The organism is Robertmurraya mesotrionivorans (assembly GCF_050971805.1).
GTDB lineage: Bacteria > Bacillota > Bacilli > Bacillales > Cytobacillaceae > Robertmurraya_A.
This window is the reverse complement of the sequence record NZ_JBPCCH010000002.1, coordinates 85,130-104,592: the sequence shown is the minus strand read 5'-3', so window position 1 is coordinate 104,592 and position 19,463 is coordinate 85,130. Positions and strand designations below refer to the sequence as shown.

The window sequence follows — 19,463 nt, the reverse complement described above, 5'->3', positions numbered from 1 at the left end:
ATAATTTATTTAAATATTGAATTTTCAGAAAACAAATGTTATTATAGAAAAAAGGTTAAGGAGTGATTTCCAATGGAAAAGTATTTGCTAAATTCACCACAACAACCAACTGAAGAACAATTATCGTCAGCCGCAGATATGGTCATCCGTCAAGCACTACTTGATTATCGAAAAGATAAGTTAAGAAAGGAAATTGATGATTCCTTAGCCACAAGAGATAAAGAAGAGTTTTTCCGATTAACAGACGAATTAAAAAATTTAATGTAAGTAAAAATTAATCGACGACCACACATTTGTGTGGTTTTTGTTTTTTATACGATATTCGATTTGTATTGGCGTATAATGGATATAAATAGAAAATATTACATACATAAGGAGTTGTCTTCGCCTATGACTACCTATACGTCTCGAGAGCAAGTACCCTCTCAAGAAAAGTGGAATTTAGACGATATTTATCCCGATTTATCATCATGGGAGAACGATTTTAAGAAAGTCGAAGAAATGACGAGTGAATTAAAAGCTTTTGATGGCAAGATTCAGGATGGTGCCAGCCTCTTTCAATTTTTACAGAAAAAAGAAGAGCTTTCCTACAAATTCAATCATTTATACGCTTACAGCATGCTGAAGGTGGATGAAGACACTCGTGTGACAGAGTCTCAAAGCTATCTCGAACGTATGAAGAGCTTAGGTATTAAAGTAAGTTCCTCTACGTCATTTTTTATGCCTTATCTCTTGAGTTTAGAAGAGAAGGACTTAAAGGCCTTTATTGAGGAAGAAAAGGGATTGAGTTACTTTGAAGAGGATTTATTAGAATCGTTTCGATACAAGCCACATGTTCTATCTAAGGAAAAAGAGGAGCTCGTTTCCCAGCTTGGAGAGGCTTTTTCCGCACCAAGTACCATCTATGGAATGATCAACAATGCGGATATAAAGTTTGGAGAAGTGACACAGGAGGACGGGACAAAGGTCGAGCTTACACGTGGCTTATACTCAAAGTTGATTGAAGATGAGAACCGTGAGACGAGAAAAGAAGCGTATAAAGCATACTACGAACCTTACATTCAGCTAAAAAATACAATAGCTTCTACATTATCCAATTCAATAAAAAACAATGTGACGATGTCGAAGCTACGTAATTATCCGTCTGCACTTGAAAAATCATTGTTTGGCGATAATGTTCCGAAAGAAGTATACGATAATTTAATTATGTCAACAAAACAACATATTGCACCGATGCATCGTTATAATCAAATTCGGAGGGAAAAGTTAAACCTCGATGAACTTCGAGCCTATGACTTAAGCGTTCCGATTGTAAGTGGTGTGAAAATGGACATTTCGTACGAAGAGGCGTATGAAACGATGCTAAAAGCACTAGCGCCACTTGGAAGTGATTATATTGAAACCTTAAAAACATTCAAAGATTCTCGCTACATTGACGTTCGAGAGACAAAAGGGAAGCGGTCTGGGGCATATAATCTTGGAATTTATGGGGTCCACCCGTATATTTTATTAAACCATCAAGATGATTTGGATAGCATGTTCACACTCGTCCATGAATGTGGGCATGGTGTTCATAGTAAATTAAGTGCGGAGCATCAACCGAAAATTTCAGCGAGATACAGTATTTTCGTAGCCGAAGTAGCTTCCACCGTAAACGAAGTACTTTTAATCAACTATTTACTACAACACGAAACGGATCCTGATATTCGAAAGCATCTGTTAAATCATTTTATTGATCAATTTAAAGGTACATTTTTTACTCAGGTCATGTTTGCAGAATTTGAGAAAAAGACACATGAAATGGCGGAAAAGGGAACTCCATTAACCGTTGATGTTTTTAACTCAACGTATGAACAGCTATTCCGGGAGTACAATGGAGAAGAGCTTATTTTTGACGAGGAAGTAAAGTACGGTTGGTCTCGAATTCCTCATTTTTATCGACCTTATTACGTGTATAAATATGCGACTGGCTACGCATCCGCCATCCATATTGCCTCGAACCTATTGTCTGGTGATGAAAAGTTCCTTGAGTCGTATTTGAAGTTTTTACAAAGCGGTAGTTCTGATTATCCCCTCGAGCTGTTAAAGAAAACCGGTGTAGATCTTACAAATAGTGAACCAATCGAATCAGCGATGAAAAAGTTTTCTGAGCTTGTTGACGAATTTGCTAGCTTATAGGTCTATTTTTAGACTACCTTATTAGTATTGGACATATCAAAAGGACGAACCAAGTCGGTTCGTCCTCAATTTTTATTCAATATTATCAATTGATAGCTTTTTCACCGGTAGAAAGTCCTCTCCGGAATCCAAATACGTGATAGATACTTTGTCTCCACGCTCTAAGTAGATCGCTAGAGGGTTATTTTCTGATGAAACAGTAAAGTTCTGTTGATTGTTTAGTAGGAAGGATACAACCGTATAATCTCCGATTCGCTCCTTATAAACTCGAAGCACTTCACCGCTAGTTTCCCTTTCTTCTGCCTTTGAGGTTCCATTTAGTGTACTACCTTCACGCTGTAGAGCAACCTTGTATTTCTTCAAGGCATCGTTAGGCGTTTCTGCATAGGATGATATTTCAGGGTTTGCTGCTGAAACGATAAAATAATTTTGAAGGAAACCATTGGAATCAAGAACAGGAGTGAGCCAGCTTGCTTCACCATAGAAATTGTAGAGAACAGGCATTTCTCCATCCCATTTTTTCTCGATAAATTTCTTATCGATAATTTCAAGAGCTCCTCGAGAATCCATATACGATTCCTCTAAATTTCCAGTGTAGTAGGTGGCTTTTCCGGTCCGAGCATTTGTTAACGAGTACCCTAGCATGGAATCTACTCCTTCTTTCGGACTCGTAAAATCAGTAAAGTAGTACATCACACCATTCTCATCAAAAATTGGGCTTACATTGGCCTCCGTGCCTTCATCGGAAGGCAACTTCACATCCGATTTTCCAAATAAGCTATTCCAAAAACCATGTACAAAATTTCCGTAATAACTATTTTGTAAACTCACAGCTTCAGGTGAGACAGACCCATCAAGAAACTCTGGTGCTGACTCTAGATCAAACGCTTCTGTTTTTCCAGTGGAGGGATCGACAAGAACGATTCCTTCCGCTTTAAAACCGTTTCGCGCCGTGACAAAACTTCCATACGTTCGAATAAAATAAGGTTTTTCATCATCATCTATTTCAAGCTGCACATCACCGTAGAATATGTTCTTTGGATAGTTAAGACGAATATGACGTTCTAGGTTCTTTTGAAAATAGGAAGATGGAGTGTACTTCATACTTGATTGAACAAATTTAGGATTCGCTGAGGAATCTGTTGCACTTAAGATAAAATAACCAGGTGTTTCCCCACCCTTAAACCACTTGAAAAAGCCAGAGAACTCAACAGGAGCAATATAGACAAATTGTCCATTTACTTTCTGTATTTGTAAATTTCCGAGTTCATAGTAACTGGTATTGGGAACCTGTCCAAAAGCCTTTCTCATTTTATTTCTAGCAAATTGGGGCGGAACACTCGCTGGAGTCACACTTTCATCAAAGGCAGGGATCTCCACCTTTTCGTCCATTTTGGAAAGCTCATATTTCTCATCTGCATTGAACACAAAGGCAGATAAAAAATATATTCCAATGCCAAGTGCTCCGAGGGAGATGATTCCTTTCAACTTTCGCTCCAATCCTTTTGAAGCGATCGTTCCTCCGATTGACACCAAAAGTATTAAAGCCCAAAGAGTACTGATGTTTTGATCCAGTTTTGTGAGATAAAAGAAGCCGAACAAAATCAAAACAAGAATTGTTGTAAACGCCACCGCAATACCCGTTACCTTCGTTTCTTTTGTCATTTTAGAAAAAGGGATAAGTAGAATGCTCGAAATTATTCCAGCAAGAAGTGAAAATATAAGAATGTTTCCCATTAGTAAGCTCCTTTCGGCGATCTTGTATGTTTTACGGGTGTGATAGGGTGTTTGTTTCATGTTTTTAAAATTTGTAATAGGCTTGTAATATTTTTACCAAAATCTGAAACTTTTTATCTTCGAAATCGTCTAATAAGTATGGAGTTATTTTTAGGGGGGAGTCATTTGAAAAAGAAAGTTTGGACCGTTTTATCACTGCTCTTCGTAGTTATTGTTGTTAGTTTTTCACGTTTTTTAGATGTCGGTGCAAATGTTACAGCCGATCAGGGATCATCACTAAGTGTAAACCATGATGTTCCAAAAAGAGCAGATGTCTCCCTAGGAAAAACAATCGATAATGAGTCGGCTTTTTTAGTTACTTCCGAAGAGGAAGAGGTAATGGAAGTGGTAGCGGTTGTTTCAGAACCAGCTGTAGAAACCACAGAGGTCGTGAGCAAAGGGGAAGAAGCTCTTGTTCCGGATTCAATCGAGTTGTTTGGATCAACATATGAGAAAGTTACAGATGAAAAATTTTCTGTTTATATAAATGTAGCGAGTGAATTAGGGGCAGGTTTTTATGCCATTCCAAATAGCGATGTTTTTGCGATGGTAAAGAATGGGGAAGTTTTATTCCAGATGTCTACCGGAATTAAAGCTGTTCCAATGACAAATGTAGAATTATTGGTTCGCATTTTTGAAAAAACTGGAGAGTTTAACGAAGTAGGACCTATCGTGGACAATATACGAAACGTCGCATCCACAGGCGAAACGATTAGTGTAGAAGGTGAGAACTACACCGGATATAGCGTATTTATTCAGGACGAATGGATTCTCGTATCGTTCTAATCAAATAAAAGGGCCGCCTAAATGGGGGGCTTTTTTCATTGGAAAAGGATTTTTGCCTCCGCTTGTCAAGCAGCCTATCCATATCTCATCCAGGGGGGGAGTGGATGGGAATAAAATCTTGTTATTCCATTCCTCATATACCCTCACATAATAAAAATAAAACCCAAAACGGAATATTCCATCACGCATCTGTCCACCCCAGACGGACAAAATCGGCACTTCTGTCCACGAGCGGTGACAGACACCCTAAAAATACAATTCCCCTACATTTGTCCACGAAGGGTGTCTGTCACCCATTTTTACCCTTTTTTGATCGTTTGTTTGACCATTTGGTGGCCTAGTACGGCAATTCCCGCTGCGATGATCGCGTTAATTACACCTGTGGAGGAAAAACCCCAAGCAATTACTCCGAATACAAGGGAAAATCCTAATAAGACCCAAATAATTGCCCAGTTAGGTACGCTAGGTGTACGTTTAAGTGCAAATCCAAGGACCCAGAGAGCTGGGACAAGCATATAGTAATTTTCATTTAAAAACGATGCTAGATCCATTTTCTCACCTCCTAATCGTGCTACTAACATGATATGAAGGCTTGTCGGTGTTGGTTTGCATTCATGTCCTCTAAATGAAAAATTATTATTTCTATGCCTGTCCAAATCAGTAGATCGATAATATATAGAAGATAGAAGGTTACAAGGGATAAAAAACACCTACACCTTCATATTCAAAAAGAAAGGAGCTGAGACTAGTGGAACAGCTCATCGCGTTCATTAGTGATGTCGGATTTCCGATTGTAGTGACTTTATACTTGCTACATCGAGTAGAAGCAAAGTTAGATGCAGTCGTTCAATCTATCCAAAGTCTACCTGACCGAATTCGTGAATTCACTTAGTATTAATTTTCCTAACTTTCTAAATTTTATAGACAATACAGGTCGGATTTTATTGACAGAAATAGGGGATGATGCTAAATTTAGGGTAACCGTTCTGCACCGTGTTAGAGTTTTTGTACGACTTTGTTCCACGTTTGGATGCGTAATGTTTGCAAATGCTATACGTTGTAAATGGTAAATTTAAGGCATGGCTTTCAACAGCCATTAGGGGGATTTTGAGATGAAAAACGGAAAAGTAAAATGGTTCAATGCTGAAAAAGGTTTCGGTTTTATCGAAGCTGAAGACGGTAAAGACGTATTCGTTCATTACTCTGCCATCCAAGCTGAAGGCTTCAAAACACTAGAAGAAGGTCAAGAAGTAACATTTGAAGTAGTAGAAGGTGCACGTGGACCTCAAGCTGCTAACGTAACAAAAAAATAATTCCTATAACCTTTCAAGCAGTTTAACCACTTGCGGTTAAGCTGCTTTTTTATTTTGCTGAAAAGACGAACTTACAAAAATATGTAAAGAAAAACGAATGCACGTTCTGTTATAATAGAGAAATACACTAAACAAACGAGGTGGAAGGTTTGAAATTTATTCATACAGCGGACTGGCATTTAGGAAAGCTTGTCCACGGTATATATATGACGGACGACCAGAAAGAAGTATTAAATCAATTTATTCAAGTGGTTGCAGAGGAACAGCCGGATGCGGTTGTCATTGCAGGAGACCTTTACGATCGCTCAGTTCCACCAACAGAAGCGGTTGAGCTGCTTGACCAAGTATTGTTCGAAATCAATGTAGGCCTAAACATTCCCGTCGTAGCAATAGCCGGGAATCACGATAGTGCCGAACGTTTATCCTTTGGAACCTCCTGGTATCGAAATAGCCAATTGTACTTAACAGGTAAACCAGAAGCGAACTTTCAACCTGTTCAAATTAATGGGGTGAACTTTTACTGTGTCCCATATGCAGAGCCTGGTATTATTCGACAATTATTAAATGAGGACAGCATTCATAACCATCAGGAAGCAATGAAGAGAATCATCGGAAAAATAGAGGAGCAGTTAAACCCGAACACTCCAAATGTATTCGTCGGACATGCCTTCGTTTTAGGGGGAGAGTCGACGGATTCAGAACGATCCTTATCTGTAGGAGGATCCGGATGTGTCACTCAGGATTTATTTTCTCCATTTCAGTATACAGCGTTAGGCCATTTGCACAGTCCTGATGCGATTAAACATGATAAAATCTTCTATTCTGGATCTCTATTAAAATATTCCTTCTCAGAAGCTAAGCAAAAGAAATCCATTCAAATCGTAGAAATGGATGAAAAAGGTGATTTTTCAATTCGTTACCGTTCGTTAACACCAAAACAGGACATGCGTGAACTAGTTGGATACTTAGATGAACTATTGGATACGAGCTTTTACGAAAATCAAAAGGTCGATGATTATTTAAGTATTACCTTACTAGACGAAGGGTCATTACTTGACCCAATCGGAAAGCTTCGTCATGTCTATCCAAATGTCCTTCACTTAGAAAGACAGACCGTGCTAAAGGATATGAAAGAAAAGAAATTAATCACTTCGATCGGTCACGAAAGAAAATCGGAACTAGATCTGTTTGAACAGTTTTATAAAGAAATGACTTCAGAAGAATTCTCGCCTGACAAGAAAAGGATTATGGCAGGGGTCATCGAGAGTGTCTTAAAGGAGGAACAATAACATGAGACCTTTAAAGCTTACGATGCAGGCATTTGGACCATACTCTCGCACAGAGGTGATTGACTTTTCCGAGCTTGGAAACCGAACAATGTTTGTTATCTCTGGGAAAACAGGATCAGGGAAAACTACCATCTTTGACGGAATTAGCTATGCGATCTATGGAAAAGCGAGTGGTGAAGATCGGAATGGACCAGAGCTTCGTAGCCAATTTGCCGATAACGATACACTAACAGAGGTATCCTTGGAATTTCGTCTTCGTGGCAAAACGTATGAGATTAGTCGTTCTCCTCAACAGGAAAAGAAAAAGTCGCGTGGTGATGGGGTTACCTCTATTGGCGCAAAAGCAGAGTTGTATGTTTACGATGAGGATGGAACGAAGCAAATCATCGCATCAAATGTTCGTGATGTGGATGAAAAAATCAAACAAATCATGCTGATTGACAGCAATCAGTTCCGCCAAATCATAATGATTCCTCAAGGCGAATTTAGAAAACTACTAACCTCTGACAGTAAAGAAAAAGAAGCCATCCTACAACGCTTATTCCATACGCAGTTGTATAAGAGAATTGAGGAAAAGCTAAAAGAAGAAGCAGCTTCTTTAAAAGCAGCAGTAGAAAAACAGCTGGCGGACCGTAACCTTGCGATTCGAAAAATCAACGCTTTATTTACTGAGGATTTGAAAGAGTATATGGAAGCGCGCAGCACAAATGATCTTGTCATTGTTCCGGCATTAATAGTAGAAATTCAAACAATGGTAGAGCAAATCTCTTTATTTGAAAAGGAAATTGTGGAAAGAGATCAGCTGCGTCAAGTAGAACAAAAAAAGCTTTATGATGCAGAAGCAGTTGTTAAACAGTTCGAAGCAAAGGAAACGGCCCTTCAGAACAAGCTTCACCTTGAAAACCAAAAGGAGTTGTTTGAGAAAAAAAGGGATGACGTAGAATTAGGAAAAAAAGCGATATTGTTGCTACAGCAAGAGCAGTTATGTGCTAGGTTAAAAAAAGAACTGACCACTTACGAAACTCAAGCGAATGACTTGCTAGTAAAGCAAAAGACGTTGTTGGATCAAGTGCAAAATCTTGAAGAAGCATGGCAAGCAGAAAAAGGAAAAGAACCGGAAAGAAAAGCATTAGAGGAAGATATCCATAAACTAAGGTCATTAAAGGATGATGTACACTCTTATGCAAAGCTTGAAGCTGAAATTCGCGACCTTCAACTACAATGGAAAAAGCTTGAAGAGAACAAGATAGTAGCGGAAAAAAAGGGAACAGAAATTGACCATCGTCTTCGTTTATACACTGAGAAAAAAGAAGAAATAGATGCAAGCAAACTTGTTTTTCTAGAAAATAAAAGCCTACTTGACGAGTTAAAGCGTGAAACTGATTTAATTTCTACTTTAGAAAAACAGAGGGAAAGCTTGTTGACTCTAGAAGAGAAATTTAATCGAAAAAAAGCGGAGTTTGAGAGGACAAATGCACGCTACTTGGATTCCAAATCTCTCGTTGAGGAACTAGAAAACAGCTGGATGCATGGACAAGCTTCTATACTAGCAAGTAAGCTTCAAGACGGTGCTCCTTGTCCTGTCTGCGGGTCAGAACATCATCCAAAACCGACTCATCAGGCGGATAAAGCCATTCCAGATGAAGCCGATTTGAAAGCTGCTAAACAGCAGCTTGAAGTATTAGAGAAAGAGAGAAACGAAGGACAATCTCAAAGTTACAAGTTACAATCGAGAGTGGAAGCCTCCACACTATTAGTCTCTCAAACACTAGAGTCTTTACAAGCGAGTAAGCCTGACTTTTTGATAGAGGAACTTTCTACTTTTAAAGAGACCATCTTAAGTAAGAAAAGAGATGTCGAGGCAGAGCAACTAAAATTACAAACAGGTCTTGAACAGCTTCAAGCTATCGTGGAGGGCCTAAAGAAACTTGAAACGGCAAAGGCGGAATGGACACAAAAGGCTAAAAAGCTAGATGAATCCTACCAGGAAGCTAGACTCTCGTTCGTTGAAAAAAACAGTCATTTTACTAGACTTCAAGAAACGATTCCTGAAGCACTTCGTTCAGTTGATCGGTTCGAGCAAGAAGTAAATCGTCAGCAAAGCCAGTTACTCGAACTAAACACCAAGCTCGAACAGGCTCAGATGGCACTACAAAATTCTAAAGTTTCCCTTTCCACAATCGAAGGACAGCTTCAGTCAGTCCATCAGTCAAAAGAGACGAAGCAAGCCGAACTTCAAGTGGAGCGAGAAGTGTTTAAGGAAATACTGGAACAACAAGGATTTCAGAACTATAAGCAATATGAAACAGCGAAGCGCTCCGAAGTGGAACTTCAACAAATGGAAGCAGAGATATCAAACTATCGTGAGTCACTTCGCTCGGTAACCGATCGCTACACAGAGTTAGAAGCACTGTTAAAGGATGTACCGATGCCTAATATTCAGGCATTAACTGACCTCATTGAAAAAATGACACAGGAAATAAAGGATATTGATGGTCAAAAGAGTGACTTAAGCTTTAAAAAGCGAGAAAACGAACAAATATTAGAAACGATTCATTCCTTGAACAAAGAAATAAAGCAATTTGAAGAACAATACAAAATGATTGGTAATCTTGCAGATATTTCAAAGGGCAATAATAATCTACGAATTACATTTGAGAGATACGTCCTCGGTTCTTTTTTAGATGACATATTAAGAGAAGCGAATGGACGATTGCTCAAAATGACGAGCGGAAGATTCCAACTGCTTAGAAAAATGGATAAATCAAAAGGGAACACGCAGAGCGGGCTTGAGCTCCTCGTCGTTGATTCGTATACAGGGCAAGAACGACACGTTAAAACATTATCTGGTGGAGAGAGCTTTAAAGCCTCGCTCTCTTTAGCACTTGGACTAGCTGATGTTGTCCAGAATTATGCGGGTGGAGTTTCCCTAGAGACGATGTTTATTGATGAAGGATTCGGTACGTTAGACCCTGAATCCCTTGACCAAGCAATTGAGGCACTGATTGACATTCAAAGTAGCGGACGTCTTGTTGGGATCATTTCGCACGTACCTGAGCTAAAGGAACGAATTGATGCTCGATTAGAGGTAGTTGCTAGCCAAAGCGGAAGTACCACTTATTTTCAATTTATTAATTAACCAAAACAGGAGTAAAGGTCATAATTTTGCCTTTACTCCTGTTTATTTGTTTATATGAGAAATAGAATAGAAAGAATTGGTATGAATGTACAGAAAACCGATTATGTTGTATATAGACCCTTAGTTAGGAGCAAGAGTATGAAGGAATTGTTCGGACATCATTATGATCCTTATCCGTTTGGACTATTTCAGCTCCATCACTGGTTGATGCTGTTACTATTTGTATTGGGCTGCATGTTCTTTTATTTTTTCAGAGCGGTTCTTATAAACTCCGAAAAGAGAGTCACATTCATTATGTTTGTGACCTTGTTTGGCCTTGAAGGCCTCTATCATTGGTGGCTTATCCAGGGTGAGCAGTGGAACCTCTACCCTTATTATATTCTCTCATTAGAAGGGCTCGCACTTTTCATATTTTTGATTCTGTTTCTACCTTTTAAAATGATACAAAAAAAAGAAGCTCGACAAAAAGGTTGAGCGAAAGGATGTTTAAAGATAAAGTAAAAGAGTGGAGAACGTTAAAGTAGGTGCAAACATGGAAAAACGATATTTTACAATAGGCATGGCAGGTCATATCGACCACGGAAAAACAACACTCACGAAGGCACTGACCAATGTTGATACCGATCGTTTAAAAGAAGAAAAGGAACGGCAAATTTCCATAGAACTAGGGTTTGCCCCCTTATATGAAGATGAAAAAATACAAATATCAGTGATTGATGTTCCAGGACATGAGCGATTTATTAGGCAAATGATTGCTGGGGTGGCAGGTATCGATTTGGTCGTCCTTGTTGTCGCAGCAGATGAAGGGGTTATGCCACAAACAAAGGAGCATTTAGAAATACTTGGATTCTTAGGAATAAAGTCAGGTATTGTTGCAATTACCAAAATGGACAAGGTCGATGAGGAATTTTCAGAACTAGTGAAAGATGATATTTATGAAGAATTAAGCGGAACGGTCTTTGAAAACTCACCTTACGTCCTTGTTGACAGCCTTTCACATAAAGGAATTGACGAACTTAAATCACAAATTATACAAACGTTAGAACAACAAGACGTTCGTGATGCAAAAGGACCTTTTCGCTTGCCAATCGATCAAGTGTTTACCGTAAAAGGGCAGGGAACAGTTGTTAGAGGAACCGTGTATGAAGGAGCTGTTGAGGAAGGTCAAGTTCTTACAATTATGCCACAAGGGATTGAGGTAAGAGCAAGGCAGCTTCAAGTACACCACCAACCAGCTAAACAAGCGTTCGCCGGTCAAAGAGCGGCGATAAATATATCAAACGTAACCAAGGAGGAAATTGAACGCGGCGATGTACTAGTATCCTCCGAGCATTTTAATATCACTCGTACAATTGACGTTGCCATTCAAATGGTAGAAGATCTTGAGCATCTGGTAAAACAGAGAATGCCGATTAAATGTCATATAGGAACGGCTGAAGTGATGGGTAGAATCGTGTTTTTTGATCGTAATGAACTGAAAGAAGACAGTAGGGAAATTCTTTGTCAATTAAGACTTGAGGAAGAAATCGTCACAAAGCGTGGAGATCGTTTTATTTTACGCAGACCTAGCCCACAGGAAACGATCGGCGGGGGATGGGTCATCGATCCTAAAGGTGAGAAGTACCGTTTCGGGCATCAAACGATTGAAGAGCTCGGGAAAAAGAAAGAAGGATCACCAACCGAACGCATAACTGCCGCGTTAATGGAGGCAAAGAGTTTGTCAATCGATGAACTCATTAAGCGGACCTCTCTCGATAAGGAGGAAGTTTCTCTTGCCCTTGTTGGGGAAGAATTTATCCCATACAGTAGCAAGGAATACACCTATCAAGCAATCATTAAAGATGTTGAGGAAGAATTATACGACCGATTAAATGATTACCATAAACAGTTCCCGCTACGCAATGGGGTAAATAAAGCCGAGCTTCTACAAGGTTTAAAAAAATGGTATCCAAAGTCGTTAGTGGAATATGTAATAGAACAGGGATCTACAACGAAACTGTTTCAACGAAAGGGACAATTTGTATCCTTAACCACCTTTACGCCTCATGTTCCGTCAAGTTGGAAAAAACGTACAGACAACCTATTAAATGATTTAAAAAGAGATGGTCTTCAAGTAAAATATTTACATGACTACATAAAAGAGGCAGGAATTCCAGAAGCCTTAGTCGAGGACATTAAGAGATATTGGATCGAACGAGAAATGATTATTCCTCTTGACGAATCCTATTATTATCATGGAGAGGTCTTTACAGAAGCTGTGAAAAGGCTTCAAGCTGAAACAGAAAATGAGTTTGATGTAGGGAAAGCAAAGGAAGTACTCGGATTGTCTAGGAAATACATGATTCCTTTTCTAGAGCGATTAGATGAAAATGGAATCACAAGACGAGTTGAAAACAAGCGAGTGTGGTTATAAGAAGTAGCATCTTTTTGAAAGGTGCTACTTTCATTATTACATAGGGGGAAAATGAATGCATAGGAATAAAGATCTCCATCAGTTTTTACTTGATAAATCTTGGCAGCTAACAGAGGACTGGTATGCTTCGTTGGATAAGAGCGATCCTGCCGGCGTGTATTCTTCCAAGGATCCCGCAGTCATTGAAAACTTAAAACAGCAAAACTATCGTTTTCACTTGCAGCTTTGCGAAATATTTATTAAAGATGAAAAGCAATTTACACAGGATATACAAGAGTGGATACTAGAAATTGTTAAGGATGAACCGCATTTCCAAACACCAAACCATTTTACATTGCGAGAATTTTTTAGAGTACAAGATCAGTATCTGGATTTTCTTCAAGAGTTTTCATCCATCCATGAGGGGACATATGACCGTCATTCTATAGATGTATGGAATCGTATGATCATTAAAGCCTTTAAGCTTGTGATGTTACGATTTGTTGAGGAATTAAATGAATATACTGAGACCCGCCTACGTGCACAGCAGGAATTAATTAATGAATTAGCCTCTCCCGTTATTGCTATCGATAATAACGCAGCGCTGTTACCATTAATTGGAGAAATAGATACAAATCGGTCGAGGTTTATAATAGAGAATACTTTGTTGCAATGTTCCTCAAAGGGAATAACCGTGTTGTTTATTGACTTATCTGGGGTCGTAATGATTGACACCATGGTTGCCCACAAGTTATTTCAGCTAATCGAAGCACTTGATTTAATCGGTGTGAAAACCGTTCTTTCTGGCTTGCGCCCAGAAATCGCCCAAACATCGGTCCAACTGGGCCTCAATTTCAATAAAGTCAAAATCGTATCCACCCTCGCCAAAGCTCTCGCCAACCGCTAAGCTGGTGACAGACACCCTTCGTGGACAAAACATAGGTATTTGTCCGCCTGAGATGGACAGTTACAAAACCACTTCTTCATCAAAGGAAGTGGTTTTTTTATTTGATAACAAAAAGCACGTAATAATATCTAACAAAATAGTTCTCAGTCACTAGGTTGTAAGTATTATAATGGGCTTAATTCCATTTTTGTTACATAATTTCACACACTCTGCAGAACGATATGTAAGATTTTTCTTTCTATACTCCACAATGACAAATGATCTTCTTGCAAAAAAAACATACTCTAGTAACTCCCTAGAACTTCTCGTCAGAATATCTCACAACCTACCAGTCATAATTGACAAAATGACTAGCTATTGGCTAGAAGGATTTTACATAATGTATCATGCGATGGTTATCAAGCAAATGTAAAATTAATTAAAAGTTTTGATTTTTCTGCTTTTAATATAAAAACAGGAGGGATACTGTCCATTTACAAGAAATATAATGTACAAGATGTGCATGAAAATAAAAGGCTGCTATGATTCATTGGTTTTTTAATTTTCAAAAAAAATAGAATTATTTCGGATTAGGGGGAAACGAAGAGAATGGCAGATCAAGTAACCATCGGTTTAATTCAGGCTAGCAACGATGTTGATGGAAAAGAACCCGTTGAAGTCCATAAACAAAAAGCAGTCGAAAAACATATCAAACTCGTTCGTGAAGCAAAGGAAAAAGGGGCACAAATTGTTTGCTTGCAAGAAATCTTTTACGGACCCTACTTTTGTTCTGAGCAAAATACAAAATGGTATGATGCAGCAGAAGAAATCCCAAATGGCCCCACAACAAAGCTATTCCAGGAGCTTGCTAAGGAACTGGGAGTCGTAATTATTCTGCCAATCTATGAGCGTGAGGGTATTGCCACCTATTATAATACGGCAGCCGTTATTGATGCGGACGGTTCTTATTTAGGAAAATACCGCAAACACCATATCCCGCATGTGGCTGTAGGCGATCAAGGGTATGGCTTCTGGGAGAAATACTATTTCAAGCCTGGAAATCTAGGATACCCCGTATTTGATACCGCATTTGCAAAAGTCGGAGTGTACATTTGTTATGACCGACATTTTCCAGAAGGTGCTCGAGTACTAGGTCTTAATGGAGCCGAAATAGTGTTTAACCCTTCCGCCACTGTTTCTGGAACCTCTGAATACTTGTGGAAGCTTGAACAGCCGGCCCATGCGGTTGCCAACGGTTATTACGTGGCCGCAATCAATCGGGTTGGCTATGAAGGGCCGTGGAATATGGGCGAATTTTATGGCCAGTCATACCTCGTTGATCCAAGAGGAAGCTTTGTGGCCATGGGCAGCCGAGACAAAGATGAAGTAATCATTGGAGTAATGGATAAAAAAATGATTCGTGAAGTAAGAGATGTTTGGCAGTTTTACCGTGATAGACGTCCGGAAACGTATGAGAAAATGACCTCAATTTAGAAAGCAAAGAGTAAAAACGAAAAAGCTTAGAGGGGGTATTTACATTTGAGTACGGTAAAACAATCGAGAATTTCCTACGATCATATAGCCGCTAACTTTCAGGAGGTTCATCCTGGCCTGTCCAATCGAGAGGCGGTAGAGGAAGCAAATCGCTGCCTTTATTGCTATGATGCACCTTGTATTACAGCCTGTCCAACAGGGATTGATATCCCAACCTTCATTAAGAAAATAGCCTCAGGAAATATAAAAGGTTCCGCAACCACCATCATGTCTGCCAATCCAATTGGTGCAAGCTGCTCCCGTGTCTGCCCAACAGAAGAATTATGTGAAGGGGCCTGTGTACTCAACCATTCTACTAAACCGATTATGATTGGAAACCTACAACGATATGCAACAGATTGGGCAATGAAAAATAACCAAATCCTTTTTAAAGCTGGTAAGAAAAACGGTACTTCGGTTGCCATAATCGGTGGTGGACCTGCTGGATTATCAGCGGCGAGAGAGCTCGGTATCCTCGGCTATGACGTAACGATTTTTGAAGCAGCTGAATACGCTGGGGGTCTGAATACGTACGGAATCGTTTCGTTCCGATTGCCAAAGGAAGTATCGTTTTGGGAAGTCAAACAAGTGGAAAGTGTCGATGTAAAAATTAAGACAAACACAAAGGTTGGCGTCGACATCTCTGTCCAAGAAATTCTAGAAAACTATGATGTTGTTATATTAGCCATTGGCATGTCTAGTGTTCCTAATATAGGGATTGAGGGAGAAGATTTACAAGGGGTATATGATGCGATTGAGTTTGTAAAACAAACGAAAACAAGTCCTATTACTGATGAGTTCCTCGGTAAAAAAGTTGTTGTTATAGGTGCCGGTAATACAGCAATTGACGGCGCTACTTGCTCTGTTCGCCTCGGAGCAGAAAATGTAAAGATCTTATACAGAAGAACGCTAGAGGAAATGACGGCATATGACTTTGAATATGAATTTGCCAAGCAGGATGGAGTCGAGTTCAGATGGTTAACCGCCCCCGTCAGAATTATTGGAGATGAACTTGGGAACGTAAAAGCAATCGAATGTATCAAAATGGAACTTACTGAAGCAGGTGGGGATGGTCGAAGGAAGCCTGTTCCGGTAAAAGGCTCTGAATTCCAATTAGAGGTGGATGCTGTTATAAAAGCGATTGGCCAGTCTAGATACGTAAATCTCATCGAAGAGATGAACCTCGAGCATAATGGTGGCGTCGTTACAATTAACCAATACACATACCAAACCTCCAACAAAAAGGTATTTGCTTGTGGAGATGTAATTTTCGGAAAAGGTCAAGGAGAAGCGATGGTAGTTTCCGCAGCACAACAAGGAAAGAAAACTGCCCACGCCATCCACCAAATGATTACCAAAACCGTATCTGAAACCGCCTAAGCAAGGGCTAATCTATTCAAGGAGGTATGATGATGGCAGATTTACGTATCAACTTGGCAGGAATTCAATCACCGAATCCTTTCTGGCTCGCATCGGCTCCCCCGACAAACTCTGGATATCAAGTGCAGAGAGCTTTTGAGGCGGGATGGGGTGGTGCTGTTTGGAAAACGCTAGGAGAACCGATTCTGAATGTTTCATCTCGCTTTGCAGCTGTTAGCTTTAACGGACAAAGGGTGGCGGGCTTTAACAATATTGAACTGATCACCGATCGACCTCTTGAAGTGAATCTGAAGGAAATCGCGGAAACAAAAAAGAAATTTCCCAATCATGCGATTATTGCTTCTCTCATGGTAGAGCCAAAACAAGAAAAGTGGCATGAAATTGTCAAAAAGGTAGAAGCAATAGGGGTGGACGGATTAGAACTCAATTTTGGTTGCCCACATGGAATGGCTGAAAGAGGAATGGGTTCAGCCTCTGGCCAAGTACCTGAGCTAGTTGAAAAACAAACCTATTGGGTGAAGGAAGTTGCCCAAACACCCGTCATTGTTAAGCTCACTCCGAACATTACCGATATCACCGTTACAGCTGAGGCAGCTACACGGGGCGGGGCAGATGCCATCAGCATGATCAATACCATCAATAGCTTAGCTGGTGTCGATATTGATACTTGGAACACCATTCCTCATGTTGCTGGTAAGGGGGCTCATGGTGGATATTGCGGACCCGCAGTAAAGCCTATTGCCTTAAATATGGTCGGAGAATGTGCGAGAAATCCTCATATCAATGTTCCGATATCTGGAATAGGTGGAATTTCAAATTGGAGAGATACCGTGGAATTTTTGTTGATGGGAGCGACAGGCGTACAAGTGTGTACAGCTGCGATGCATCACGGCTTCCGTATCGTTGAGGATATGATTGAAGGCTTAAACAATTATTTAGATGACAAAGGAATAGCTTCGGTCATGGATATCGTGGGTAGATCTGTACCTAAATATTCTGATTGGGGAAATCTTGACCTTAATTATAAAATCGTTGCGAGAATTAATAACGATGTATGTATCAACTGCAATAAATGTCATATCGCCTGTGAGGACACATCTCACCAATGCATTGATAGATTAAAAGAATCCAACGGAGAAAGTATTTTGCGCGTACGAGAAGAAGATTGTGTTGGCTGTAATTTATGCTCGATTGTTTGTCCTGTCGACGGTGCGATCGACATGGTTGAGCTGCCTAATGAACTCCCACCAATGACTTGGAACGAAAGGCAAGCGGCGTTAGGTGCCATCACATGCAATGTTGACGTTATAAAAAGATAATTCTTTAAAGGGGGAAACGGACTTGAAGAAAGTAATAAAAAACGGAACGATCGTAACAGCGACAGATACGTATCAGGCTGACATCCTAATTGAAAACGGAACAATTCGTCAAATTGGTGATAACCTCCCTTCGAATGACGCAGAAGTGATTGATGCAACTGGGAAATTCGTATTTCCTGGTGGAATCGACCCCCATACCCATTTAGATATGCCCTTTGGCGGCACGGTAACAAAAGACGATTTCGAAACAGGGACAATCGCTGCAGCATTTGGTGGAACAACTACCGTTATCGATTTTTGTTTGACTAATAAGGGTGAACCATTAAAAAATGCAATAAAAGTGTGGCACGATAAATCGAAAGAAAAAGCGGTTATTGACTACAGCTTCCATCTAATGATCGGTGAAATTAATGACCAAGTACTAGAAGAGCTGCCAACAATCATGAAGGAGGAGGGGATTACATCCTTTAAAGTGTTTATGGCATACAAAAATGTATTCCAAGCGGATGATGAAACCTTATTCCGTACCCTGTTAGCGGCAAAGGAGCATGGAGCGCTCGTGATGGTGCATGCCGAAAATGGGGATGTGATTGACTTCTTAACAAAGAAAGCACTTGAGCTGAATCAGACAGATCCTATATATCATGCATTAACCCGACCACCGGAGGTAGAGGGGGAAGCAACTGGAAGAGCCGCCATTTTAACAGGGTTAGCTGAGTCGCAACTGTACGTCGTGCATGTTTCTTGTGCAGAGGCAGCTAAGAAAATAGCAGAAGCTCGCTCAAAAGGAATTGATATTTGGGGAGAGACTTGTCCACAATACTTAGTTCTTGATCAGTCCTATCTCGAAAAACCAAATTTTGAGGGAGCCAAATACGTGTGGTCACCGCCATTGCGTGAAAAATGGAACCAAGATGTATTATGGAATGCTCTCAAAACAGGTGAGTTGCAAACCCTAGGTTCCGATCAATGCTCCTTTGATTTTGATGGCCAAAAAAGTCTTGGTAAGGGAGACTTTTCTAAAATCCCAAATGGAGGTCCTATCATCGAGGACCGATTATCCATCTTGTTTTCCGAAGGTGTGATAAAAGGAAGAATCTCTTTAAACCAGTTTGTAGATATCACCTCAACAAAGGTTGCAAAGCTTTTTGGTCTTTATCCGAAAAAGGGAACCATAGCGATTGGTACAGATGCTGATATTGTCATATTTGATCCGAATGTTGAGCGGACGATCTCAGCAAAAACACACCATATGGCGGTTGATTACAATGCCTTTGAAGGAATGGAGGTAGTTGGTGAACCGGTGTCGGTTCTCTCTAGAGGAGAATTTGTAATCCGTGACAATGCCTTTGTCGGAAAGATTGGTGGTGGACAATACATTAAACGTGCAAGGTACGGAAAAACGTTAGAAACTGAAAACAAATCCGTACCAATTTAAACCAAAGAATACAAATGGGAAGGATATAAATTTT

At 39.9% G+C, this 19,463-nt stretch carries 15 protein-coding genes; 13 read left to right on the top strand and 2 right to left on the bottom strand.

Going from position 1 to position 19,463, the window contains the following annotated elements:
• Positions 1-72: 72 nt before the first annotated feature.
• Positions 73-267 carry an IDEAL domain-containing protein gene (locus ACRX5O_RS04585; protein ID WP_433904844.1) on the top strand — a complete coding sequence of 65 codons (195 nt, stop codon included), beginning with the start codon at positions 73-75 and terminating at the stop codon, positions 265-267.
• Between the two features lie 123 nt (positions 268-390).
• The gene (gene pepF / locus ACRX5O_RS04580; protein WP_433904843.1) at positions 391-2,178 is read left to right on the top strand and encodes an oligoendopeptidase F; all 1,788 of its coding nucleotides are present in this window, start codon (positions 391-393) and stop codon (positions 2,176-2,178) included.
• 72 nt (positions 2,179-2,250) lie between these two features.
• Here the strand turns inward: pepF and ACRX5O_RS04575 are convergent, their stop codons facing one another.
• Positions 2,251-3,915 carry a hypothetical protein gene (locus tag ACRX5O_RS04575; RefSeq protein WP_433904842.1) on the bottom strand — a complete coding sequence of 555 codons (1,665 nt, stop codon included), beginning with the start codon at positions 3,913-3,915 and terminating at the stop codon, positions 2,251-2,253.
• A 165-nt stretch (positions 3,916-4,080) separates the two neighbouring features.
• Here ACRX5O_RS04575 and ACRX5O_RS04570 point away from each other — a divergent pair, with 165 nt between their 5' ends.
• Entirely contained in the window at positions 4,081-4,740 is a 660-nt protein-coding gene (locus tag ACRX5O_RS04570) for a hypothetical protein (protein WP_433904841.1), read from the top strand.
• Positions 4,741-5,039: 299 nt separating this feature from the next.
• On the opposite strand, the gene ACRX5O_RS04565 is transcribed toward ACRX5O_RS04570, so the two are convergent.
• A complete protein-coding gene (locus ACRX5O_RS04565) occupies positions 5,040-5,291 on the bottom strand; it encodes a phage holin family protein (protein ID WP_433904840.1) in 252 nt (83 codons plus the stop codon).
• A gap of 197 nt (positions 5,292-5,488) precedes the next feature.
• Between ACRX5O_RS04565 and ACRX5O_RS04560 the strand changes: the two genes are divergently transcribed.
• The 10 genes from ACRX5O_RS04560 (at position 5,489) to hydA (ending at position 19,429) form a co-directional block, all read left to right on the top strand.
• Positions 5,489-5,632: a YvrJ family protein gene (locus ACRX5O_RS04560; protein ID WP_119708442.1), complete on the top strand. Its 144-nt coding sequence runs from the start codon at positions 5,489-5,491 to the stop codon at positions 5,630-5,632.
• Positions 5,633-5,852: 220 nt separating this feature from the next.
• On the top strand, positions 5,853-6,053 hold the full coding sequence (locus ACRX5O_RS04555; RefSeq protein ID WP_433904839.1) for a cold-shock protein: 201 nt from the start codon (positions 5,853-5,855) through the stop codon (positions 6,051-6,053).
• A gap of 149 nt (positions 6,054-6,202) precedes the next feature.
• Positions 6,203-7,342 carry an exonuclease SbcCD subunit D gene (locus tag ACRX5O_RS04550; RefSeq protein WP_433904838.1) on the top strand — a complete coding sequence of 380 codons (1,140 nt, stop codon included), beginning with the start codon at positions 6,203-6,205 and terminating at the stop codon, positions 7,340-7,342.
• 1 nt (position 7,343) lies between these two features.
• Positions 7,344-10,481: an AAA family ATPase gene (locus tag ACRX5O_RS04545; protein ID WP_433904837.1), complete on the top strand. Its 3,138-nt coding sequence runs from the start codon at positions 7,344-7,346 to the stop codon at positions 10,479-10,481.
• A 532-nt stretch (positions 10,482-11,013) separates the two neighbouring features.
• Positions 11,014-12,894 carry a selenocysteine-specific translation elongation factor gene (gene selB / locus ACRX5O_RS04540; protein ID WP_433904836.1) on the top strand — a complete coding sequence of 627 codons (1,881 nt, stop codon included), beginning with the start codon at positions 11,014-11,016 and terminating at the stop codon, positions 12,892-12,894.
• A gap of 55 nt (positions 12,895-12,949) precedes the next feature.
• Positions 12,950-13,780, top strand: a complete 831-nt coding sequence (locus tag ACRX5O_RS04535) for an STAS domain-containing protein (protein ID WP_433904835.1) — start codon at positions 12,950-12,952, stop codon at positions 13,778-13,780.
• A gap of 588 nt (positions 13,781-14,368) precedes the next feature.
• Positions 14,369-15,253, top strand: a complete 885-nt coding sequence (locus ACRX5O_RS04530) for a nitrilase-related carbon-nitrogen hydrolase (RefSeq protein WP_433904834.1) — start codon at positions 14,369-14,371, stop codon at positions 15,251-15,253.
• A 45-nt stretch (positions 15,254-15,298) separates the two neighbouring features.
• Positions 15,299-16,672: an NAD(P)-dependent oxidoreductase gene (locus ACRX5O_RS04525; protein ID WP_433904833.1), complete on the top strand. Its 1,374-nt coding sequence runs from the start codon at positions 15,299-15,301 to the stop codon at positions 16,670-16,672.
• 32 nt (positions 16,673-16,704) lie between these two features.
• On the top strand, positions 16,705-17,991 hold the full coding sequence (gene preA, locus ACRX5O_RS04520) for an NAD-dependent dihydropyrimidine dehydrogenase subunit PreA (protein ID WP_433904832.1): 1,287 nt from the start codon (positions 16,705-16,707) through the stop codon (positions 17,989-17,991).
• A 22-nt stretch (positions 17,992-18,013) separates the two neighbouring features.
• Positions 18,014-19,429, top strand: a complete 1,416-nt coding sequence (hydA, locus tag ACRX5O_RS04515) for a dihydropyrimidinase (RefSeq protein ID WP_433904831.1) — start codon at positions 18,014-18,016, stop codon at positions 19,427-19,429.
• Positions 19,430-19,463 lie beyond the last annotated feature (34 nt).